Source organism: Stenotrophomonas maltophilia group sp. Smal13, from assembly GCF_030236855.1.
Taxonomy (GTDB): domain Bacteria; phylum Pseudomonadota; class Gammaproteobacteria; order Xanthomonadales; family Xanthomonadaceae; genus Stenotrophomonas; species Stenotrophomonas maltophilia_A.
In genome coordinates this window covers 7,482-27,770 of sequence record NZ_JASJSQ010000044.1, presented here as the reverse complement: position 1 = coordinate 27,770, position 20,289 = coordinate 7,482, and the positions used below count along the sequence as shown (strand labels likewise).

Here is a 20,289-nt window from a genome sequence, read left to right as displayed (position 1 = left end):
ATCCAGGTGCCCGGATCAGCCGTAGTGCCGCGCCACCACCCGTCCGTGCGTCCACACTTTCGAAGAGCAACCACCCATGGCTCAGATCGTCCGCAAGCGTCGTCACCTGCTGTCCCAGGCCCTGGTCCTGGCCCTGTTGCCCCTGGCGGCCAGCGCGCAGGAGGCCGCCAGTTCGTCCACCAAGGATCTCGACGCGGTCACCGTCACCGGTTCGCGCATCAAGCGCGCCAGCGTTGAAGGCCCAGCGCCGGTCAACGTGATCACCGCCGCACAGATCCAGAAGGAAGGCTTCGTCAGCGTGTACGACGCGCTGAAGACACTCACTGAAGCCACCGGCACCGTCGAGGCGGCCTCGCAGTGGGGCTCGCATACGCCCAATGCCAGCGGCCTGAACCTGCGCGGGATGGGCCCGAACCGCTCGCTGCTGCTGCTGGTCAACGGCCGCCGCGTGGCCGACTACCCGCTGCCCTACGGTGGCGAAACCAACTTCTCCAACTACGGCAACATTCCCGCTGCCGCAGTCGAGCGCATCGAAGTACTGACCGGTGGTGCCTCGGCCATCTATGGTTCCGATGCGATCGCCGGCGTGGTCAACGTCATCCTGAAAACCAACTACGACGGCGACGAAGTGCGCGTGCGCGGCGGCACCTCCACCGAAGGCGGGCGCGATACCTGGGACCTGTCCTGGGCCGGCGGCAAGACCGGCGACAACTGGAGCGTGACCTACGCGCTGCAGTACACCAAGCGCGATCCGCTGTTCGGACGTGACCGTCCGCAGATGGACGATGCCGACGATGCGCCGTACCCGTCCTGGAACATGGAACAACGCAAGGTCGGCTTCCGTCCCACCGCCGGCCTGGCGCTGATCGATCCCACCACCGGCCAGCGCCTGGCGCCGCCCACCGGCACCTGCGAGAAGTTCGATGGCGAGTACTACACCGCCGATCGCCTGGTCTACAACTACGCCGCCAACACCATCACCAACACCGGCCGCCTGTGCGGCATGAGCGCCGACTACGCCAACTGGCTGCTCACCGGCGGTGCCGAGAACGTGTCCGGCAACCTGTATGCCACCTTCGATTTCAGCAATGACCTGCAGGCCTGGACCAACCTGGCGGTGTACCGCTCCGAAGCGATCTGGGGCACCAATCCGCCCGGCGTGTCGCTGATCGACGATGACAACGGCTACTACTGGGATGCCAACCGCAACCGCCCGATCCTCGGCGTGCGCCAGTTCACCCCGAACGAGGTGGGCGGCCTGGATACGCTGCGCAACACCAACCGCGAACTGTCCTGGGACTGGAGTGCGGGCCTGCGTGGACGCCTGGCCGATCGCTTCGACTGGAGCGCCACGGTGGGGCGTTCCTACTACCGCGTTGAAGAGCGGCAGAACGTGGTCGACAAGCAGAAGTCGTACGACTATTTCCTCGGCCCGAAGCTGGGCACTACCGCCGACGGCGAGGCGATCTATGCGTTGAACGAATCGCGCTGGTGGAACCCGCTGACGCCGGATCAGTACTGGCAGATGGGCACCGTGGCGAAGAACCGTGCGTCCTCATGGGTCAACCAGGCTTCGGCGGATATCACCGGCGAGTTGTTCCAGGGCTGGGCCGGCCCGATCTCGTTCGCGGCGGTGGCCGAGGTTGCGCAGCAGGGCTATCACCTCAGCCCCGACCCGCGCGCCGGCATCGACTTCGACCTGCAGAACGTCGATCGCGGTGGCGGCGAGCGTACCCGCTATTCGGCCGGCGTCGAGTTCAAGATTCCGCTGCTGGAAAGCGTGACCGCCACTGCGGCCGCGCGCTATGACCGCTATGGCAGCTACAAGGCTGACAACAGCGGCGAAGCGCTGGACATCGGCAGCCAGAAGGAGACCACCTGGAATGTCGGCCTGGAATGGCGCCCGGTGGAGTCGCTGCTGGTGCGTGGCTCCTATGCCACCAGCTTCCATGCGCCGGACATGCACTACCTGCTGGGCCAGCCCAGCAGCTCCGAAGTGCAGACCTATGACCGCCTGCGCTGCATCCAGAGCGGCGCGTACCTGGTCAACAACTGTGGCGTGGGCAATACCGATGTCTGGTACACGTTCGATGTGAACCGGCGTGGCACGCCGCTGCTGCGCTCGGAGACCGGTGATTCGTGGACGGTCGGTTTCGTCTGGGACGTGATGCCCAATCTGTCGGTCAGTGCCGACTACTGGGCAATCAAGCTGGAAGACATGATCGTCGACGTTGGCGCCGACGAGGTGCTGGCCAGCGAAGCGGGCTGCCTGACCGGCAAGAACATGGACGGTACGCCGTGGGCCAATCCGGCCGGTGGCGAGTACTGCGCCGGCATCCTGGCCCGCGTGAACCGTGACAGCAACGGTCGCCTGGTATCGATTGAACGTGGCCCGTTCAACCTGGCCAGCCGCGAAGTGCGCGGCATCGACCTGACCGCGCGCTATCGTCTGGAAACCGCGCAGTGGGGCAGCTTCCAGCTCGGCCTGAACTACACCAACCAGATCTCGACCAAGGAGCAGCGCTACGCCAACGATCCGAACCCGGAGCGTCGTGACCGTGACCTGCGCAGCAAGCTGCGCGCGAGCCTGGCCTGGCAGCGTGGCAACTGGAATGCCAACGTCTATGCCGATCGCATCGGTTCGGTGCCGGGCGTGCGCTACCACTGGGGCACCGATCGCCTGAACAATCCTGGCGGCTGCGTGCCGTTCGCCGATGGTTACGTGCCCAGCGACAGCCCGTCGCTCAACTGCCTGGAGCCGGCGACGCGCCCGGACGGTTCGCCGAACCCGAATCCCAACGCCGGCCAGCAGACGGCGCGCTACTACGGGCGGGTGGGGCCGTTCATCACCTGGAACTTCAACGTGGGCTACCAGGTGACCGAGCACGCCAAGGTCAATGTCTACGTCAACAACGCGTTCAACTCGGCCAGCTGGAACCACAAGGACCCGTACAAGCTGGACTACGATTTCGCTCCGACCCGCCTGCTCGGCGCGGTTGGCCGCGAGTTCGCGTTGGAGTACGTGTTCACCTTCTGAGGTGGATTGCGGGCGGTACGCCGGGCATGGCCCGGCGCTACCGGCTGGACGGGGTGGCTGGATTTGACCTTCCCACGATGGCAAGGTTTAGCCTGTCCGCATCCAGAAGGAACCCCGGGAATCCGATCATGAGCACGCCCCGCGCCACTGCAGTCCCCGCAAGCCCGTCCACCATCAGCCTGCCCATCGAGGGCATGACCTGCGCCAGCTGCGTCGGTCGTGTCGAAGCGGCGCTGTCCAAGGTCGAGGGCGTCGGCAGTGTTTCGGTCAATCTGGCCACCGAACGTGCGGATATCCGCGCGTCCGGTCCGGTCGATCGCGCCGCGCTGATCCAGGCGGTGGAGCGGGTGGGCTATGACGTGCCGGCCGGCACCATCGAGCTGGCAGTGGAAGGCATGACCTGTGCCTCCTGCGTCGGTCGCGTCGAGCGCGCGCTGCTGGCGGTACCGGGCGTCAGCCAGGCCAGCGTCAACCTGGCCACCGAACGCGCCACGGTGCGCGGCGTGGCCGCTGTGGATGCGCTGGTAGCGGCCATCGACAAGGTCGGTTATGCCGCCCATGCCATCGAAGCGGGCGTTCAGTCCGATGACGAAGCGGCTGAAAAGAAGGATGCCGAGCGCGCCGAACTGAAACGCGACCTGATCGTGGCCACCGCACTTGCACTTCCGGTGTTCGTGCTGGAAATGGGTTCGCACCTGATTCCCGGCATGCACGAATGGGTGATGGCCACCCTCGGCATGCAGACCAGCTGGTACCTGCAGTTCGTACTGACCCTGCTGGTGCTGGCCATTCCCGGCCGCCGTTTCTACCAGAAGGGTTTCCCGGCACTGCTGCGGCTGGCGCCGGACATGAACTCGCTGGTGGCGGTGGGTACCGCCGCAGCGTTCGGTTACTCGGTGGTGGCGACCTTTGCACCGCGGTTGCTACCGCCGGGCACGGTGAACGTCTACTACGAAGCAGCGGCGGTGATCGTCGCGCTGATCCTGCTCGGCCGCTTCCTTGAGGCGCGCGCGAAGGGCCGTACCTCGGAGGCGATCAAGCGCCTGGTCAACCTGCAGGCCAAGGTCGCGCATGTGATCCGTGACGGCCGCACGATCGAGATCCCGGTCAACGAGGTTCTGAGCGGCGATGTGGTGGAAGTGCGCCCGGGCGAGCGCGTGCCGGTCGATGGCGAGGTGATCGAGGGGCGCAGCTACATCGACGAGTCGATGATCAGTGGCGAACCGATTCCGGTCGAGAAGCAGCCGGGCAGCAGCGTGGTCGGCGGCACGGTCAACCAGAAAGGTGCATTGACCGTGCGTGCCACGGCGGTGGGCGCGCAGACCATGCTGGCGCAGATCATCCGCATGGTCGAACAGGCACAGGGCTCGAAGCTGCCGATCCAGGCGGTGGTCGACAAGGTTACCCTGTGGTTCGTGCCGGCGGTGATGCTGGCCGCACTGGCGACCTTCGCGGTCTGGTTGATCTTCGGCCCATCGCCGGCGCTGAGCTTCGCGCTGGTCAATGCGGTGGCGGTACTGATCATCGCCTGCCCGTGTGCAATGGGTCTGGCCACGCCGACGTCGATCATGGTCGGTACCGGCCGTGGCGCCGAAATGGGCGTGCTGTTCCGCAAGGGTGAAGCACTGCAGTTGCTGAAGGACGCGCAGGTGGTGGCGGTGGACAAGACCGGCACGCTGACCGAAGGCCGCCCGCGCCTGACCGACCTGGAGATCGCCGACGGCTTCGATCGCGCCACGGTACTGGCCGCGGTTGCTACCGTGGAATCACGTTCGGAGCATCCGATCGCCCGCGCCATTGTCGATGCAGCCACCGAGCAGGGCATCGCATTGCCGGCCATGGTCGACTTCGAATCGGTCACCGGTATGGGTGTACGCGCCAGCGTGGAGGGCGCACGGGTGGAGGTCGGTGCTGATCGCTTCATGCGCGACCTGGGCGTGGACATCACTGCATTTGCGGCGCTGGCGGCCGAACTCGGCGCGCAGGGCAAGTCGCCGTTGTACGCGGCCATCGATGGACGCCTGGCAGCGATCATCGCAGTATCCGATCCGATCAAGCCGAGCACGCCGGCCGCGATCGCGGCACTGCACCAGCTGGACCTGAAGGTGGCGATGATCACCGGCGACAATGCCGGCACCGCGCAGGCGATCGCACGCCAGCTGGGTATCGATGAAGTCGTTGCCGAGGTGCTGCCGGAAGGCAAGGTCGAAGCGGTGCGTCGCTTGAAGGCCACGCACGGCCATGTCGCCTTCGTTGGTGACGGCATCAACGATGCGCCGGCGCTGGCCGAGGCCGATGTCGGCCTGGCGATCGGGACCGGCACCGATATCGCGGTGGAGTCGGCCGATGTGGTGCTGATGTCGGGCAACCTGCAGGGCGTGCCGAATGCCATCGCGCTTTCGAAGGCAACGCTGGGCAACATCCGGCAGAACCTGTTCTGGGCCTTCGCCTACAACACCGCGTTGATTCCGGTGGCGGCCGGCGTGCTGTATCCGGTATGGGGCGTGCTGCTGTCGCCGGTGTTCGCCGCCGGTGCGATGGCGCTGTCCAGCGTGTTCGTGCTGGGCAACGCACTGCGCCTGCGCCGCTTCCAGCCGCCGATGGCGGATGCCCCCGCTGCGAGCCACTGAAGGAGAACCGCATGAACATCGGTGAAGCCGCCAAGGCGTCCAGCGTTTCGGCGAAGATGATCCGCTACTACGAACAGATCGGCCTGATTCCTGCGGCCGATCGCACCGAGTCCGGCTACCGGGCATATTCGCAGGCGGACATCCACCGCCTGCGCTTCATTCGGCGGGCGCGCGATCTTGGCTTCCAGGTGGCCGAGATCACCGATCTGCTCGGCCTGTGGAACGACACCTCGCGGCACAGTGCCGACGTCAAGCATCTTGCCGAACAGCACATCGCCGACCTGGAGCAGCGTATCGAAAGCATGCGGCAGATGGCCGACACGCTGAAGTCGTTGATCAGCTGCTGTGCGGGCGATGAGCGCCCGGAATGCCCGATCCTGCAGCGGCTGGGCGAAGACGAAGAGACCCTGGCACCGCCGGAGACCGCGAAGACCGGTGCAGTACGGCGCCGCACGCACAAGCACTGACCTGGCGTTGCATACATGAAAAACCCGCCCGGTGCAGCTGCACCGGGCGGGTTTTTCGTTGCAGGCGCAGGCTAGGGGATCAGGCCGTGCGCGGCGGGAAGCCTGCATCGGTCAGTGCCGCCACGATCTGCGCTTCGCTGGCCGAGGTCTGCACCTGCACGCGACGGCTGGCCGGATCTGCCTGCACGCTGGCCTGCGGATCGACCAGCTCGATCGCCTTGGTCACGCTGCGTGCGCAGCCGCCGCAGGTCATGCCTTCAACGTGGAATTCCATCTGTAGCTCCTTCGGTGCTCTTGGGGTGGCGCCAGTGTGCACCTTCCAACATTGGCAGGGTCAAGCGCAGGGCTGAACCGAAGACAAAGCACCAATGAAAACGGCAGCCACCTGTACCAGCGTGGCTGCCGTGGAGGAACGTCCCCGCCAGGGCGGGGCGTGGGTTGCACCGGGGCGGGCCCGGGCAACCCGGTGTTGCCTTAGAACTTCCAGGTAGCGCCGAAGTACAGCTGGCGGCCTGCGTAGGTATTGGAGATCAGGCGTGCCTTGGTGTCGCTTCCCAGGTGCACGCGCTGCTCGGACTTGGTGGCATTGATCACTGAGGCGGTCAGGGTCCAGTCCGGGGTCAGGTTGTAGGCCACGTTCAGATCCAGCTGGTCATACGGCTCGGTGTAGACGGTGAGGCCATTGTTGAGCCCACCGACCACCTGGCCGCGACGGTTGAACGAGGCGCGCGCGAGGAACTTATCGTTCTCGTAGAACACCGTGACATTTGCCTGGTTCTTGGCGCTGCCGACCAGTGGCGAGGAGCCGATTTCCTGACCGTCCAGAACAATGGAGGCCAGGTTGGTGTCGTTGTAGGTGTAGTTGGCCTGCACGCCGAAGCCGAAATCGAACGTGTACTGGCCATACAGCTCGACGCCCTGCGAGACACCATCGCGGCCATTGGCCTGGGTCTCGTAGCGCTGCACGTTCACCGCTTCACCGTTGATGACCATCGGCGTGTCGCGCACCACCGGCAGGGTGAAGTTGTCCACGTTCTTGCGGAACAGGCCGACGCCGGCGACCGCGCCCGGCTGGAAGTACCACTCCAGGCCCAGGTCGAACTGGGTGGCCTTGAACGGTTCCAGCTGCTTGTTGCTGCCCTGGCCGACCCAGCCTGCGGTCGATGCGCCACCGGCAACGCGGCGATCATTGACGTACTCTTCGCTGTAATAGCTCAGTGCGCCCGGTGCTGCGATGTCGGTGTAGCCAGGGCGGGCGATCACCTTCGATGCGGCACCACGCAGCACCAGCGTGTCGGTGATGTCCCAGGCGATATTGAAACTCGGCAGTACGTCAGTGTAGGTGCGATCCACGCCGATGAGGCTGTAGGTCTTGCTCTGCGCCAGGTCGTGCGGCAGGCGCACGAAGCCGCTCTCGCAGCTGTAGGTCGGGTAGGCCGCAGCGGCCGGATCGGTGCACGCCATCGGTGCGCCGGACGCGTTGTCCAGGAAGTAGTCGTTGAACTTCTCGATCGAGTCGGAGGACTGCGCGAACTGCTTGGTGCGCACCACGCGCACGCCGACATTGCCGCGCAGACGCTCGGTGCGGAAGTTGGCCTGGAAGTAGCCCGAGTAGATCTTCTCGTTGACGTTGTAGACGAAGTCTTCCTCGGTACGGTTGTGCGAACCACCGTAGGTCTTGTTCAGGTAATCGATGTAGGCCGGGTAGTTGATGCCCGGGAACACGTTGGCATTGAAGCCGCCCGCGATGTTGTTGATCGGATTGGACAGGAAGAAGCCCGGCTGCGCGTCGCCCGCAGTCGGATCGCAGCCACTCTGGTAGCGGCTGTTGTCATAGTCGGCCGGGTCGCGGCCCGGGCACACCCAGTAGGTGTTGCCGGTATTGCGATGGACCTTGCCGTCACGGTACTTGGCGCCGAACTGGATCGAGTCCAGCCAGCCGGACTCGAACAGCTTGGTGACGTCGGCCTGGAAGTAGTTCTGCTTGACCTCGGTGCGCTTCCACGACGAATCGGTCGAGCCGGTGTCGACTTCGGCGATGCCGTTCATCAGCTGCTGCTGCAGGTCGGGCGAGAAGGTGGCCGACGGCGTACCGGTCAGGTCCCAGGCGCTGTACAGGTTGCCCGACAGGTAATCGTTGCCGACCTTGCGGCGCGGCTTGGCCGACATCCGGAAGTTCATCGACGGACCACCTTCGGACCAGGTGCGGCCACCGGTGAACGAGGCCTTCCACAGCGGGCTGATGTCCCAGTCGATGGTCAGGTCAGCGGTCTGCGAGAGTGCCTTTTCCTTGCTGTAGCCACCGGTCAGCTGCGGCGTCGGAACCGTGCAGTCGTCCGGGCCCCAGCCGCCGGGCTTGAGGCCAGCGGCCTTGGCCTGGTCTTCGCTGCAGTAGTAGGTCTTTCCAGCCAGCTTTTCGAACTGGGCGCCGGTAACGGTGTTGCCGCTGGGATCGAAATCCAGGCCGTTGAGCAGGCGGCCGCCGGCCCAGTTTCCATCGCCGTTGAAGCGGGCCATGCTCCATTCCGGAATCTTCAGCATGTTCTGGGTGTAGTCACCCTGCAGCTCGAAGCGGAAGTAGTTGGCCGTCATCGTAACGTTGTCGACCGGCTTGAACTGGAAGGTCAGCTGGCCGCCCTTGCGTTCGCGCTTCTCTTCCTTCACCGCGAAGTTGACCGACGTCGGCATGAAGAAGTCGCTGTAGTTGCCGCCGGTCTGGTTGTTGAAGCCTGACTTGCCCCACCAGTAGTGGATGCCATCCTGCGCCTGCACGTTGCCATAGGCATCGCGCGCCTTGCCGGCGCCGTACCACTGGTAGTCCTCGGTGCTGGCTTCCATGGTGCGGGTGGTGCGCTTCTGCTGCGTCACGCCGATCAGCACGCCGAAACGCTCGTCCTTGCTGTGCCACGAATACAGGGCCGACGCCTGCGGGTCGATATCGTGGTGGGTATCGGAGGAGGTGCCCTCGAGCGTGACGAAGCCCGAGTTGGATTCCATGTCCAGCGGACGGCGGGTATGCAGGATGACCGTGCCGCCGATGCCGCCTTCGTCGATGCGGGCTTCCGGCGATTTGAACAGCTCGGCGCTGGACAGCATGTTCGACGGCAGCAGGGTGTAGTTGAACGAACGGGTGGCTTCGTCGTTGGTTTCCGACGTGGCCACGTAGTTGCCGTTCAACTGGGTCAGGGTCAGGTCGGGTGCCAGGCCACGCACGCTGACGCTCTTGCCTTCGCCGCCACTGCGGGTGATGACCACGCCGGGCACGCGCTGCAGTGCGTCGGCCACGTTCTTGTCGGGGAACTTGCCGACGTCTTCGGCGGTGATCACTTCGACCACGGCGTTGGCGTCGCGCTTCTGCTCAAGGCTCTTTTCAATGGCGTAGCGGTAGCCGGTGACCTGGACGCTGTCCAGGTTGGTGGCTTCCTGCGAGCCGGTGGAAGCGGCCTGCTGCGCGGCGGCGCCAGCCGGAATGACGGCGGCGGCCAAGGCCAGCGCGATGGCCAGCGCCAGTGCGTCCTGGCCATGCGTACGTGTTGAATGCTTCATTCCCATCTCTCCCTCTCTCCTGGATTGATCCGGTGACGTGGCACGGACAACTTGAATCGATCTAATTTGAAGTGACATTGTCGCTATTGCCATGCAGTGGCAGTAGCACCGTGCGCGTGGCCTGGTACGTCCTGTTGCTGCTCCCCCAACTCCCGGCCATCGCAGTGTCGTTCTTGGATCGATCTAAGCGATGGGCGGGCGTTTTTTAGCATGGGTCGCCCGCGGGCGCATGCTGCTCCGCAATATGGTACTGGCGTGGCGAAGGCGTGACGGTTTGCTGAAATCAGTGAAATCGTTTTCGTGCGCAGGGGAGGGTGGGGCGGCAGGGCTGCGCCCTGCACCTGCTGTAGTGCCGGCCGCTGGCCGGCAACAGCCAAAGCCAAAGCCAAAGCGGCTCTGGGTTTCTGCTGGTTTGGCGGGGCGGTGTGGGCTGGCAGGACACGCCGTAAACCCCCCTCCGGGGTCCGGCCCAGCCGCTGGCGGCTGGGCGTTCGGGCGCTTGCGAAGCAGTGCTTCGCAAGCAAAGCGCCCTCACCCATGGGGGCTCGATGTCGCCATCCATGGCGCCAACGGTCCTGCCTACCCACACCGCCTTCCCGCAGGAAGCCAGCTTTTGCTGTTGCTTCGGCTGTTGCTGGTGCTGTTGCTGGTGCTGTTGCTCCAGCTCATAGCAGGTGCAGGGCGCAGCCCTGCCGAAAACCACCCTCAGCCGTCGCCCTGGATGCCGCCGGGGGCCTGCGCCGGGTCGCGCCAGCGGCGCACCGTGCGCTGGAAGAACAGGTTGTTCGGCAGCTGCAGCACCGTGCCCTCGTGGCCGTCGCCGGTCTCCTGCAGCGTGGTGTAGATCAGGTTCACGTCGATCACCCGGCCCTTCAGGCCCGGCTTCTCGCCGTTTTCCAGCACCTCGATGTAGTCGTGCAGGCGGAACGGGCGGGTGGTGAAGATCAGCAGCGTGCAGAAGATGTTGGACAGCACGCTCCACGCCGCGAAGAAGGCCACCGCGCCCACGGCTGCAAAGCCGGTGAACGCGGTCCACAGCACCGACGGCTTCGCGCCGAGCAGGCTGAGGATGTACAGCAGGGCACTGAAATAGACCACGAAACTGGTGATCCGGCGCGCACCCATCACCATCTCCGGCGGCAGCGTGTAGTGCTCGGCGAAGCGGCGGATCAGGCGACGGGCGAGCACGCGCAGGAGCCATGCGACCAGCAGCACCAGTACGATCTGCAGCGCGACGCCGGCGTAGTTCAACCACGGGTGGGTCCAGGCGGGCAGGTGATCCTTCAGCGACAACATCATGGGGCGAAAACAGGCGGCGGGAACGGCCCCTGATGTTACCCGGCGCGTGCGGGGGATTCGACCGCCGGGTTCCAGGCCACGCACACCAGCTCCTGGCGGTGCTGCTGCAGGCAGGCGCGGCCATTGTCGGGACGCAGCTGCAGTGACAGGCCCAGCGCCTGCAGCAGGACACAGGCGGTGATCACCAGCAGGGCGGCGCAGGATGGGCTGGACATGGCAGGACTCCTGGACGGCAATTTCGCGAAGGACCTTTCATGGATGCAGCAGCCACCCAAAAGGTTGCATGCCATCGATCATCGATCGGCTCTAAACCTTTTCCCGGGTCGCCGCATCCAAGCGATATGCTCGACACCACCATGCCCGCGCCGCCTGCCGCCAACGATGCCGTCGATGAACCCGCCCTGGTGCGGGCAGCGGCCGCCGGTGACACCGCTGCCTACGAACTGCTGTACCGGCGCCACGCGCCCCGTGTATTCGCTGTGCTGTGGCGGTTGTGTGGCGGCCAGCAGGCACGCGCCGAGGACGCGCTGCAGGAAGCGTTCCTGCAGGCGTGGAAGGCGCTGCCGGGCTTCCGTTTCGAGAGCAGCCTGTCGACCTGGCTGCACCGGCTGGGCGTCAACGCGGCACTGATGGAGCTGCGCGGACGAGCGGGCGGGCAGGATCACGACAGCCTCGACGAAGTGGACGGAGGGTTGCAGGAGCTGGCAGTGCACGATCGTTGCGCCGGCACCGAACGCGACCTCGAACGGGCACTGTCGACACTGCCGCCACGGGCACGTGCGGTACTGGTACTGCACGACATCGAAGGCTGGAAACACCAGGAAATCGCCGAACAGCTGCAGATGGCCGTCGGCAGTTCCAAGGCACAGTTGCATCGTGCGCGCGGCCTGTTGCGCGCACGGCTGGGAGACATGACATGAGTACACACGACCACGATTCCGACCACGATCTGCTGGCCCGGCTGCGCGCGCTGCCGACCGAACGCGGCGTACCCACCGATGGCTGGGCACGCCTGTCGGCGCAGCTGCCGCCGCGTGAACCGCAGGCGGCACCTGCGCCGGGCGACAACGTGGTGGCCCTGCCAGCGCGCTCGCGGCGTCGCTGGTGGCTGCCGGTCGGTGCGGCATTGGCGGCCAGCCTGGTGCTCTACGCGGTGGCGCCGTGGCGCCATGCGCAGCCGGACGCGCCGGTGCCGTCTACCCTGCAGCTGCAGGCGGCGGTGATGACCGAGCAGTACCAGCAGGCCGTCGCTTCGCTGCCCGATGGGCGGGCGCCGGAATGGCAGCCGGCGCTGCACGAACTGGATGAGAGCGCAGCGCAGATCCGTGCCGCCTTGGCGCAGGACCCGCGTGCGCCGCACCTGCTTGGCCAGCTCAAGCGCACCTACGCGCTGCGGCTGGAATTGACCCGGCAGGCGGCCTATGCCGCCGAGTCCGGCTTGACGACCTGAGGAGACCCCCATGACCCGAACCCTGATTTCCTGCTGTGTCGCGCTGCTGCTGGTCCCTGCCGTGGCGCTGGCCGACACCCGCATCGACGAGCGCCACACCCTGGCCGCGGGCGGTCGCATCGAGCTGAGCAATGTGGCCGGCAAGGTGACCGTGCGTGGCTGGGACCGCAATGACGTGCAGCTCACCGGCACGCTCAGCGACGGCCTGCAGCTGCGTCAGGAGAAAAGTGCCAACCGTGTGCGCTGGGAGATCGAATACCCGCGCCGCAGCAGCAATGGTGGCGCGACGCTGGTACTGAACGTGCCGCGCTCGGTGGAGCTGCTGCTGAGCACGGTCAGCGCCAGCCAGGACATCAGTGGCATCGATGTGCGACGGCTGCAGGCCGACACGGTCAGCGGCAGCCTGAGCGCGGCTGGCCGCAGTGGCGACAGCAAGCTCAACACGGTCAGTGGCAGCGTCAGCGCACGCCTGCAGACGCCGAAGCTGGACGTGAACACGGTCAGTGGCCGGATCGAGGCCGGCGGCGGCGTGTCCGGTGATATCGGTGCGCAGACGGTGTCCGGTCGGGTCGAGGTGGATGCCGGGCGCGTGCAGCGGCTGGCGGTGGAGACCGTCTCGGGCAGCATCGATCTGGCAGCGGCCGGGTTGGCTCCTGGCGGCCGCATCAACGTCGAATCGGTCAGTGCCTCGGTCACGCTGAGCCTGCCGCGCATGGTGTCGGCACAGCTGTCGGTGAACAGCTTCAGCGGATCGATCAACAGCGATGCCGGGCAGGTGGAGCGGCCGCGCTATGGGCCGGGCAGCCACCTCGATACGCGTCTGGGCGGCGGTGATGGTGACATCCGCATCCAGTCGCATTCGGGCAGTGTGCGGGTACGCCTGGACCGCTGAACGCGATCCGGCAGGCCGCGGCGGCAGCGCCGCCGCGGTCGGTACTGGGTCAGCTGGCTTTCTTCAGTGCCCAGGTGGTGCCGAGGACTTCGATCTTGCCACCGGCCTTGCGGAACGCTGCCAGGTCCGAAGCGATCGAATCGCTGCTGACCACTGTGCTGGCGGCCGCGCCCTTGCGTTCGCTGCGGATGCTGTTGCTGGCCTTCGCGGGGGTCTTTGCCTTGCGGGGCATGGTTGCTCCTGTCAGGTGGAAGGGGAGGAAAGCGCCCAGGCATCGGCCTGGCGCAGGTAGTCCTGCCGCTCGCGGCGGCAGTCATCGCCGCCCATCGAAAACTGGCGGCAGATCGCCGGGCGCTGCGAATAGATCGTGCAGCGCAGGTGATAGGGATCGATCGCCGCGCACCAGCCTTCCTCGTTGCGCGCCATCACGGCACGGCCGTGGGTGTCGCGTGACAGGAACTGGCCGGGCACGTGGTCGCCGGGCTGCAGCAGTACGGGCAGCCGGCAACAGACCGCGTCACAACGGCGGCAGTCGATGGGTGCAGGTGCTGCGTCAGGTTGTAAGGCCACAGGGGCCTGGCGGGTGCCCAAAGCGGGTCTCGATGGCGGCTCAGGTGCTGCGCGGACCATGAACGAGCCAGGAAGGCATGGCCGCTAGGCCCGCGGGGCGGGCCAGGCTGCACTGTGGGCACACACCGGCGTGGCCGGCGGAAGGTGCAGCGTGGTTCTAGCCGACCAAGAGTAACTTAGACCGCGTAACGTTTTGTTAATCCTGGCTGGCTGCCGCCAGCGCAAGGCCCTGGACCACGCCCAGCGAGGGCTCGCCGTGGACCATGCGGGCCCCCGGGAAGGCCTCGGCCACGGCCTGGCGCAGGTAGCCGGCACGGGACATGCCGCCGGTCAGGAACACCGCGTCCGGGTCGCCGCCGATGTCGCTGCGGACCTGGGCCAGCAGTTCGCGGATCTGCTCCAGGTAGCCATGGGCGGCGGCGGCCAGGCCGTCGGCGCTGCTGTCGGCATGCAGGTCGCGGGCGATGTAGTCCAGCGTGCTGCGGTGTTCGCTGGCGGCGCTGAGAGCAATCTTGGCGCGTTCGACATCGCGGTACAGGCGGGCGGTGTTGCCGGTGTCCTGCAGGGCCTGCAGGCGAGCGCCCCACGGTTCGTCGACATGGTCGTATTTGTGCTGGCGGAAGTCGCGCTGGCGCGTCATGTCCTGCACGGTGGCGGCTTCCACGTAGTGGTGGGCGGGCACGCGGGTGATGCCGCGGCCGAACAGCGGCATGTAGCTGGACAGGCTCAGCGCCAGATCGATGTCGGTACCGCCACGGGCGATACCCCAGGCGCGGTGGATGCGCGGCGCAGCATCGCCACCAACCTCGGCGTGGGCGATATCGGTGGTACCGCCGCCGATGTCAACGATCACCGCCTGGTGCCGCTCGCGGCTTTCGGCGTGGTAATGCATGGCCGCCGCGGCCGGTTCCTCGAGGAAATCGATCTGGTCGAAACCGGCTTGGGTGGCGGCTTCGCGCAGGATGTCCAGTGCCTGATCGTTGCCGGCCGCGCCGATCGAGCTGCGGAACTGCACCGGGCGGCCGAGCAGGGCGGCACGCAGCGGCTGGCCAAGCTGGGCGCTGGCGGTCAGGCGGATGTGCTCGAGGATGTGCGCGGCGATGCCGGTGATGGTCTGCTTCGCGCGCGGGTGCAGGTTGTAGCCCAGCATCGACTTCGGGCTCTGCACCAGGTTGCCTTCGTGTTCCTCGAAATAGGCTTCCAGCGCGTCGTCGCCGTAGACCGCGTTCTGCAGCAGGTCGCTGGCGCTGCGTTCCTTGCCGGCGCGGGCTTCCATCCATTCCCGGCGCAGTGCGCGCAGGGCTTCGCGGCGCAGCGCCTGCGGCGTGCGTTCCTGGCCGGCGGCGCGGGCCGCGCGCGCGGCGCTGTCGATCATCTGCTGCAGCTCGTGTTCCTGGCCGGCGTCGAGCTGGAAGTCGTCCGGGTCGGGCACCACGCCAGGGAAGTACACGCTGGTGCGGAACTGCTCGGCGTCGCCGAAGCGGATCGGCAGCAGTTTCCCCTCATGCACGATGGCGGCGGCGGAGTTGCTGGTACCGAAGTCGATGCCGAGGCGCATGGGGAGTTCCGGGGGCGATCAGGGGCCGCGCACTCTGCTGCAGTTCGTCGCCGACTGCAAGTTCCTGCGGCCTTCTGTTCTGGATGGGGGTTCCGGATCGGGTCATGCGAGCCGCCGGGCGCTGGCCGGAAAAGGGCAGGGAGCCAGGCGGTTACAATGGCGGCTGTTGATTCACTTTGAGGTACTTGCTGATGTCTTCTGCCCCCGCCTGCCCGCAGTGCACCCTGGAAAACACCTACGCCGATGGTGCGCTGTGGATCTGCGCCGACTGCGGTTTCGAATGGACCGCCGAGGAAAGCGCCGGTTCCGCCCTGGTCGTGCGTGACAGCAACGGCAACACCCTGCAGGCCGGCGACACCGTCACCGTGATCAAGGACCTGAAGGTCAAAGGCTCCTCGATCCCGCTCAAGCAGGGCACCGTGATCCGCAACATCCGCCTGGTCGAGGATGACGCCGAGCACATCGAAGGCAACTCGGACAAGATCAAGGGCCTGGTCCTGAAGACCTGCTTCCTCAAGAAGGCCTGATCGCCTTCAGCGCTTGGCCTGCTGCTGCGCGCGCCAGCGGGCCAGGCTGTCCAGCTTGGCCTGGTAGCGCGCCTGCTCCGGCGCGCCCCCCAGTTCCTGTGCACGCAGCAGTTCGCGATCGGCGCGCTTGAGCTGGCCAGCCAGGAAATAGACCCGTGCCAGCCCGAAGTGGAACTGATGCGCGGTGTCATACAGGCGAACGGCCTGCCGGTAATAGCGGATCGCCTGGTCCAGCTGGCCGGCACGTTCGGCCTTGGCGCCGAACATGTACTGCGCGAACGGGTCTTCGCGCTGCACCGACTTCAACCGGCGCTCAAGTGACTGCGCCTGCGCGGTCAAGCCCAGGCTGCGGAACAGCGCGGAGGCATTGGTCAGTGCGGCATCCTGGCGGCCTTCCAGCTGCAGCGATCGGTCCAGCGCCTGCCGCGCCGCCTCGTTGTTGCCTTCGCGGTGGTCGAGCACGCCGAGGTTGTTCCACACCGGAGCGAACCCGCTGTCCTGAGCCAGGGACGCGTCGAAGAATGCACGCGCGCCGACGAAATCACCGTCGCCGAGGCGCTCCGCACCCCGGTTGTTGTAGAAGTGCGCCAACGCCCGCGCACGGCTGACGGGAACCGGGCCGCGGCGGTCATAGAGCACATTGCGATCCAGATCGACGGTACCGAAACGCCCACCGACGTCGACACCGGCGTTGACGTGGCCGACGCTGTAGACCACGCCCGCGTCCTGGTCCTGGTACCAGGACACCACCTGCCCGACTTCCTGCACGCGGGCCTGGATGCCAGCCTCCCGCGCAAGCGTCACGAACAGCAGGGTGAAGGCCAGGCAGTTGGCGCGGCGGTGCTGCCAGATATCGCTGACGGTGTAGGTCGCATTGGCGTCGTACTGCAGGTCCAGCCCGTGCTGGTCGAAGATCATCTCCACGAGCGCCTGCAGCCGCTGGTCGCGGGAGTAGCTGCGCTGGATCACCTGCTTCTGGAGCATCGCGCGCAGGTCCGCGGGAATGGCGAACACTTCTTCCGGGGTCGGCACACGTGCGGCCGACACGGTGATGGTCGGGGTCGTCACCACATCGGCGGGCGGTGCCTGGCCTGCGCCGAAGGCAGGAGCACAGAAGGCCAGCAGCGAAAGAGTGAGGCAATGGGCGGCAGAACGGTACATGACGGTTCCCGGCAGCGGCGGGCGCTCCCGCCTGTGGCGAGTGTATGCCCATGGATGTCCGGCTGCAGCGACCGTTGGTCGGCGCCGCGTTCATCCACAACCGGTGTGGACCAGCGCTCGACAAAGCTGTGGACAACTGGCTCCGGGCCCCGCCCGGCAAGCGTTGTGAGTGCGTGGTGAAAAAACCGCCAGCTTGCCCGGCGCCGGCGCAGGCGGGATGATCCGGTCATGGACTTCTCACCGCTGACGCTTGCCCCGGCGCAGTGGCAGGCGCTGCAGGACAGCTATGCAACGCCGCCACGGGCCTACCACCACTTCGGCCATGTGCGCGCGGTGCTGCAGCACTGCCAGGAGGTCGCCGACGGCCCCGGCTGGAAGCAGCCGGCCGAGATCTATCTGGCCGTGCTCTATCACGATGCGATCTACCAGGCGGGGCGCAAGGACAACGAGGCGCGTTCGGCGCAGCTGGCTTTACAGGCGATCACACAGGCGCCAGAGCTTGCCACTGTCGACGCCGCTCGCGTGGAGCAATTGATCCTGCTGACCGCCCGCCACGGCGCGCTTGGTCCGGAGGATGTGGATGCCGAGGCGGCCCTGTTCCTGGACTGCGACATGGCGATCCTGGCCGCGCCGGAACCGGTGTTCGCTGCCTATGACCGTGGCGTGGCCGAAGAATACAAAGGGGTGGTGCCGGGCTTCCTGTACCGTGCCGGCCGTCGCCGCTTCCTGCAGGGCCTGCTGCGCGCTCCGCGGATCTTCCTCAGCGAGTTCTTCCACCAGCGCCTGGACGCGGCCGCCCGTGACAACCTGCGACGTCAGCTGGGCGTTTGAGCCGGCCCGGTACACTGGTGACCTGTTTCCAATGATTGCCGTTTCCGACCGTGTCCGTCCCTGATCCCGATCCCCGCCCGCTGCCACCGGAAGAACCCGGCCCCAACGAATGCTGCGGCAGTGGTTGCCCGCTGTGTGTGCTGGACCTGTATTCCGATGAGCTGCAGCGCTACCGCAAGGCGCTGGCCGAGTGGAAGACGCGGCATCCAGAGGCCGCACCATGAGCCGTGCACGCCCGGCGGCGGTGCTGGCGCTGGTGGCACTGGTGCTGTTCGTGGCCACCGCGCTGTGGACCCAGGTTGCGCGCAGTGATCTGGACTGGGTGCGGGCGACCTTGAGCCTGTACCTGCACGGGCCGTGGGGGCTGGCATTGCGCGCTGCCTACTGCCTGCTGGCGCTGGCCATTGCGGCGCTTGGCATTGCGCTGTATCGCGGCAGCATCGGCCCGCGGCGCAGTGCGGCCGCACCATTGCTGTTCACGGTTTCCGCGCTGGGCCTGGCGACGGTCGCCATCGGCGACAGCTGGCTGCCTGAAGCAACACCGCTGCTGGCACCGTTCATCCATGGGCTGGCAGCCAACACGGCGTTCCTGTGTGCCAGCGTCGGCATGCTGCTGCAGGCCTGGTATCTGCGCCGCGAACCGGGTTGGCAGTCCGCTGCGGGCCTGCTCTGGGGCTGGGCATGGCTGGCCTTTGTGCTGCTGTGGCTGCATGTGCTGTGGCGTGGTGGACCACCGCGTGGGCTGGGACAGAAAGTGGTGATCGCGGTGATCGTTGGCTGGCTGCTGTATCTGGCGATGGCGCTGTACCGTCGCAGCCGTCGGGCCGCAGCCCACTGAATCCCCAACGGCCTGCGCCGGTACGTGCCGTGCACGCGGCGGCGGCGTATCGTGTGCGCATTCCATCGGGGATGCGATATGAAGCGTGCAGGGCTGGGCAGGGCAATGGGTGTGGTACTGGCGCTGGCCGCGCTGCCGGCAACGGCGGCCGTGACCCCGCAGCAGTTCAGCCATGGGCGGTTCGAGCAGATTCCGGTGCACATGCCATCCGGCACGCCGCAACGGGTGGTGATCTGGTTCCACGAACCCACGGCCGGTGGTGACACCAGCCGCCTGCCGATCGAGGCCCTGCGTGCCGATGGCGCGCTGGTCGCGGCAGTGGACATTGCGCACCTGCGCGGTGTGCTCAAGCGCGAGGGGGACCCGACCTGTTCGTTCGGTTCCGGTGACGTCGAGAATTTCTCACGTTGGCTGCAGGCCTCGCTGCATCTGCCCGGCTACCACCTGCCGCTGGTCGGCGGTGATGGCGAAGGTGCCGAGATGGCCTATTCGCTGGCAGCGCAGGCCGATACCCAGGTGTTCGCCGGTGTACTGACCACCGGCTTCTGCCCGGACCACAACCACCAGCGCATGGTCTGCGGCGATGGTGTGAAGCACGACAGGCTGCAGCCGGCCGAACTGAATTTTCCGTGGTTGAGCGCGGCCGGTGACCGCGGCTGCAAGGTCGGCCAGGCCAGCGCGTTCGTGCAGCAGGTCGCGATGGCACGCGAGTTCAAGCGCACCGCGCGCGGTGATGTGTCACCGGGCCTGGTGGCTGCGGCACGGGTGATCGGCGCGCAGGCCGGCGTCAGCCTGGCACCGCCGCCTGCTGCACTGAAGGGCCTGCCCGTGGTGGAAATGCCGGCGACCGGCAGCGGCGATACGCTGGCGGTGTTCGTCTCCGGTGACGGTGGCTGGGCTGGCCTGGACAAGAACGTGGCGTCGTCACTCAACGAGCATGGCGTGGCGGTCGTCGGCATCGATTCGCTGCGCTACTTCTGGAGCGAGCGCACACCGAAGGGCTTTGCGGGCGACCTGCAGAAGATCATCGACCACTACCGCCAGCAATGGCACCGCGACAAGGTGATGTTGATCGGTTTCTCGCAGGGCGCCGACGTGCTGCCGGCCACCATCAACCAGCTCGACGTCGGCACCCGTGAGGCGCTGGAGCGCATCGTGCTGCTGTCGGTGGGCAGGAAGGCCGACTTCGAATTCCATGTCAGCAACTGGCTGGGCGGTGGCGGCGACGGCCTGCCGATCGCACCGGAAGTGGCCAGGCTGCCGGCGGAAAAAACGCTGTGCGTGTACGGCGACAAGGATGAGGACGCGCTGTGCCCGGACCTGCCGGCCAATGACGGCGTGAGGAAGGTGAAGCTGCCGGGCGATCACCATTTCGGTGGCGATTACGACCGCCTCGCCGAAGTGATCCTGAAGGGCGGGGTGTAGCGTTTGGTAGACGCCGATCTTGGTCGGCGCTGGGGCTGAAGGCGCCGCGGGATGAGCG

General features: G+C 66.5%; 19 protein-coding genes. 11 read left to right on the top strand and 8 right to left on the bottom strand.

The features are described from left to right. Nucleotides 1–76: 76 nt before the first annotated feature. From QRO95_RS15080 to cueR, 3 genes are all read left to right on the top strand, one after another. The gene (locus QRO95_RS15080) at nucleotides 77–3,037 is read left to right on the top strand and encodes a TonB-dependent siderophore receptor (RefSeq protein ID WP_285302910.1); all 2,961 of its coding nucleotides are present in this window, start codon (nucleotides 77–79) and stop codon (nucleotides 3,035–3,037) included. A gap of 128 nt (nucleotides 3,038–3,165) precedes the next feature. After that, nucleotides 3,166–5,667 carry a heavy metal translocating P-type ATPase gene (locus tag QRO95_RS15075; RefSeq protein ID WP_285302909.1) on the top strand — a complete coding sequence of 834 codons (2,502 nt, stop codon included), beginning with the start codon at nucleotides 3,166–3,168 and terminating at the stop codon, nucleotides 5,665–5,667. A gap of 11 nt (nucleotides 5,668–5,678) precedes the next feature. Continuing rightward, nucleotides 5,679–6,134, top strand: coding sequence for a Cu(I)-responsive transcriptional regulator (gene cueR / locus QRO95_RS15070; protein ID WP_032129957.1), 456 nt, complete (start codon nucleotides 5,679–5,681; stop codon nucleotides 6,132–6,134). 79 nt (nucleotides 6,135–6,213) lie between these two features. Here cueR and QRO95_RS15065 read toward each other — a convergent pair whose 3' ends face one another. From QRO95_RS15065 to QRO95_RS15050, 4 genes are all read right to left on the bottom strand, one after another. Next, nucleotides 6,214–6,408, bottom strand: coding sequence for a heavy-metal-associated domain-containing protein (locus tag QRO95_RS15065; protein ID WP_021204511.1), 195 nt, complete (start codon nucleotides 6,406–6,408; stop codon nucleotides 6,214–6,216). Between the two features lie 200 nt (nucleotides 6,409–6,608). Continuing rightward, a complete protein-coding gene (locus QRO95_RS15060) occupies nucleotides 6,609–9,686 on the bottom strand; it encodes a TonB-dependent receptor (protein WP_285302908.1) in 3,078 nt (1,025 codons plus the stop codon). 699 nt (nucleotides 9,687–10,385) lie between these two features. Continuing rightward, on the bottom strand, nucleotides 10,386–10,979 hold the full coding sequence (locus tag QRO95_RS15055; RefSeq protein WP_080291803.1) for a mechanosensitive ion channel family protein: 594 nt from the start codon (nucleotides 10,977–10,979) through the stop codon (nucleotides 10,386–10,388). A gap of 35 nt (nucleotides 10,980–11,014) precedes the next feature. After that, entirely contained in the window at nucleotides 11,015–11,194 is a 180-nt protein-coding gene (locus QRO95_RS15050) for a hypothetical protein (RefSeq protein WP_049398314.1), read from the bottom strand. A gap of 126 nt (nucleotides 11,195–11,320) precedes the next feature. On the opposite strand from QRO95_RS15050, the gene QRO95_RS15045 reads away from it, so the two are divergent. From QRO95_RS15045 to QRO95_RS15035, 3 genes are read left to right on the top strand one after another with little or no spacing between them, the layout of a single operon-like run. Continuing rightward, complete coding sequence (locus QRO95_RS15045; RefSeq protein WP_032129359.1) at nucleotides 11,321–11,899, top strand: RNA polymerase sigma factor; 579 nt, start codon at nucleotides 11,321–11,323, stop codon at nucleotides 11,897–11,899. Further along, the gene (locus QRO95_RS15040; RefSeq protein ID WP_285302907.1) at nucleotides 11,896–12,429 is read left to right on the top strand and encodes a hypothetical protein; all 534 of its coding nucleotides are present in this window, start codon (nucleotides 11,896–11,898) and stop codon (nucleotides 12,427–12,429) included. Before QRO95_RS15045 ends, QRO95_RS15040 begins: the two co-directional genes overlap by 4 nt. Before the next feature lie 10 nt (nucleotides 12,430–12,439). Further along, entirely contained in the window at nucleotides 12,440–13,321 is an 882-nt protein-coding gene (locus QRO95_RS15035; protein WP_285302906.1) for a DUF4097 family beta strand repeat-containing protein, read from the top strand. A 49-nt stretch (nucleotides 13,322–13,370) separates the two neighbouring features. On the opposite strand, the gene QRO95_RS15030 is transcribed toward QRO95_RS15035, so the two are convergent. The 3 genes from QRO95_RS15030 to QRO95_RS15020 all read right to left on the bottom strand — a co-directional run bounded on the left by QRO95_RS15030 (nucleotide 13,371) and on the right by QRO95_RS15020 (nucleotide 15,449). Then, complete coding sequence (locus tag QRO95_RS15030; RefSeq protein ID WP_005410566.1) at nucleotides 13,371–13,553, bottom strand: hypothetical protein; 183 nt, start codon at nucleotides 13,551–13,553, stop codon at nucleotides 13,371–13,373. Between the two features lie 11 nt (nucleotides 13,554–13,564). Further along, nucleotides 13,565–13,951 carry a YkgJ family cysteine cluster protein gene (locus QRO95_RS15025; RefSeq protein WP_012480951.1) on the bottom strand — a complete coding sequence of 129 codons (387 nt, stop codon included), beginning with the start codon at nucleotides 13,949–13,951 and terminating at the stop codon, nucleotides 13,565–13,567. 136 nt (nucleotides 13,952–14,087) lie between these two features. Further along, complete coding sequence (locus tag QRO95_RS15020) at nucleotides 14,088–15,449, bottom strand: Hsp70 family protein (protein ID WP_032129362.1); 1,362 nt, start codon at nucleotides 15,447–15,449, stop codon at nucleotides 14,088–14,090. A gap of 191 nt (nucleotides 15,450–15,640) precedes the next feature. On the opposite strand from QRO95_RS15020, the gene QRO95_RS15015 reads away from it, so the two are divergent. Then, nucleotides 15,641–15,976, top strand: coding sequence for a zinc ribbon domain-containing protein YjdM (locus tag QRO95_RS15015; RefSeq protein WP_019337002.1), 336 nt, complete (start codon nucleotides 15,641–15,643; stop codon nucleotides 15,974–15,976). A 6-nt stretch (nucleotides 15,977–15,982) separates the two neighbouring features. Here the strand turns inward: QRO95_RS15015 and QRO95_RS15010 are convergent, their stop codons facing one another. Further along, complete coding sequence (locus QRO95_RS15010) at nucleotides 15,983–17,137, bottom strand: tetratricopeptide repeat protein (protein WP_285302905.1); 1,155 nt, start codon at nucleotides 17,135–17,137, stop codon at nucleotides 15,983–15,985. Nucleotides 17,138–17,365: 228 nt separating this feature from the next. Between QRO95_RS15010 and QRO95_RS15005 the strand changes: the two genes are divergently transcribed. The 4 genes from QRO95_RS15005 to QRO95_RS14990 all read left to right on the top strand — a co-directional run bounded on the left by QRO95_RS15005 (nucleotide 17,366) and on the right by QRO95_RS14990 (nucleotide 20,231). Continuing rightward, nucleotides 17,366–17,968, top strand: coding sequence for a hypothetical protein (locus QRO95_RS15005; RefSeq protein WP_032130395.1), 603 nt, complete (start codon nucleotides 17,366–17,368; stop codon nucleotides 17,966–17,968). A gap of 50 nt (nucleotides 17,969–18,018) precedes the next feature. Continuing rightward, complete coding sequence (locus QRO95_RS15000; protein WP_049398321.1) at nucleotides 18,019–18,192, top strand: oxidoreductase-like domain-containing protein; 174 nt, start codon at nucleotides 18,019–18,021, stop codon at nucleotides 18,190–18,192. Beyond that, complete coding sequence (locus QRO95_RS14995; protein ID WP_032130397.1) at nucleotides 18,189–18,806, top strand: DUF998 domain-containing protein; 618 nt, start codon at nucleotides 18,189–18,191, stop codon at nucleotides 18,804–18,806. The genes QRO95_RS15000 and QRO95_RS14995 overlap by 4 nt, the downstream gene beginning before the upstream one ends. Before the next feature lie 78 nt (nucleotides 18,807–18,884). Further along, nucleotides 18,885–20,231: a virulence factor family protein gene (locus tag QRO95_RS14990; protein WP_285302904.1), complete on the top strand. Its 1,347-nt coding sequence runs from the start codon at nucleotides 18,885–18,887 to the stop codon at nucleotides 20,229–20,231. Nucleotides 20,232–20,289: the final 58 nt, after the last annotated feature.

Bases quoted from the DNA above. Each gene is read 5' to 3' on its own strand.
- QRO95_RS15050 (WP_049398314.1), bottom strand. From the start codon at position 11,194: ATGTCCAGCCCATCCTGCGCCGCCCTGCTGGTGATCACCGCCTGTGTC.
- QRO95_RS15030 (WP_005410566.1), bottom strand. From the start codon at position 13,553: ATGCCCCGCAAGGCAAAGACCCCCGCGAAGGCCAGCAACAGCATCCGC.
- QRO95_RS15045 (WP_032129359.1), top strand. From the start codon at position 11,321: ATGCTCGACACCACCATGCCCGCGCCGCCTGCCGCCAACGATGCCGTC.
- QRO95_RS15035 (WP_285302906.1), top strand. From the start codon at position 12,440: ATGACCCGAACCCTGATTTCCTGCTGTGTCGCGCTGCTGCTGGTCCCT.
- QRO95_RS14990 (WP_285302904.1), top strand. From the start codon at position 18,885: ATGAAGCGTGCAGGGCTGGGCAGGGCAATGGGTGTGGTACTGGCGCTG.
- QRO95_RS15075 (WP_285302909.1), top strand. From the start codon at position 3,166: ATGAGCACGCCCCGCGCCACTGCAGTCCCCGCAAGCCCGTCCACCATC.
- QRO95_RS15025 (WP_012480951.1), bottom strand. From the start codon at position 13,951: ATGGTCCGCGCAGCACCTGAGCCGCCATCGAGACCCGCTTTGGGCACC.
- QRO95_RS15015 (WP_019337002.1), top strand. From the start codon at position 15,641: ATGTCTTCTGCCCCCGCCTGCCCGCAGTGCACCCTGGAAAACACCTAC.
- QRO95_RS14995 (WP_032130397.1), top strand. From the start codon at position 18,189: ATGAGCCGTGCACGCCCGGCGGCGGTGCTGGCGCTGGTGGCACTGGTG.
- QRO95_RS15080 (WP_285302910.1), top strand. From the start codon at position 77: ATGGCTCAGATCGTCCGCAAGCGTCGTCACCTGCTGTCCCAGGCCCTG.
- QRO95_RS15065 (WP_021204511.1), bottom strand. From the start codon at position 6,408: ATGGAATTCCACGTTGAAGGCATGACCTGCGGCGGCTGCGCACGCAGC.
- QRO95_RS15040 (WP_285302907.1), top strand. From the start codon at position 11,896: ATGAGTACACACGACCACGATTCCGACCACGATCTGCTGGCCCGGCTG.
- QRO95_RS15055 (WP_080291803.1), bottom strand. From the start codon at position 10,979: ATGATGTTGTCGCTGAAGGATCACCTGCCCGCCTGGACCCACCCGTGG.
- QRO95_RS15010 (WP_285302905.1), bottom strand. From the start codon at position 17,137: ATGTACCGTTCTGCCGCCCATTGCCTCACTCTTTCGCTGCTGGCCTTC.
- cueR (WP_032129957.1), top strand. From the start codon at position 5,679: ATGAACATCGGTGAAGCCGCCAAGGCGTCCAGCGTTTCGGCGAAGATG.
- QRO95_RS15060 (WP_285302908.1), bottom strand. From the start codon at position 9,686: ATGGGAATGAAGCATTCAACACGTACGCATGGCCAGGACGCACTGGCG.
- QRO95_RS15005 (WP_032130395.1), top strand. From the start codon at position 17,366: ATGGACTTCTCACCGCTGACGCTTGCCCCGGCGCAGTGGCAGGCGCTG.
- QRO95_RS15020 (WP_032129362.1), bottom strand. From the start codon at position 15,449: ATGCGCCTCGGCATCGACTTCGGTACCAGCAACTCCGCCGCCGCCATC.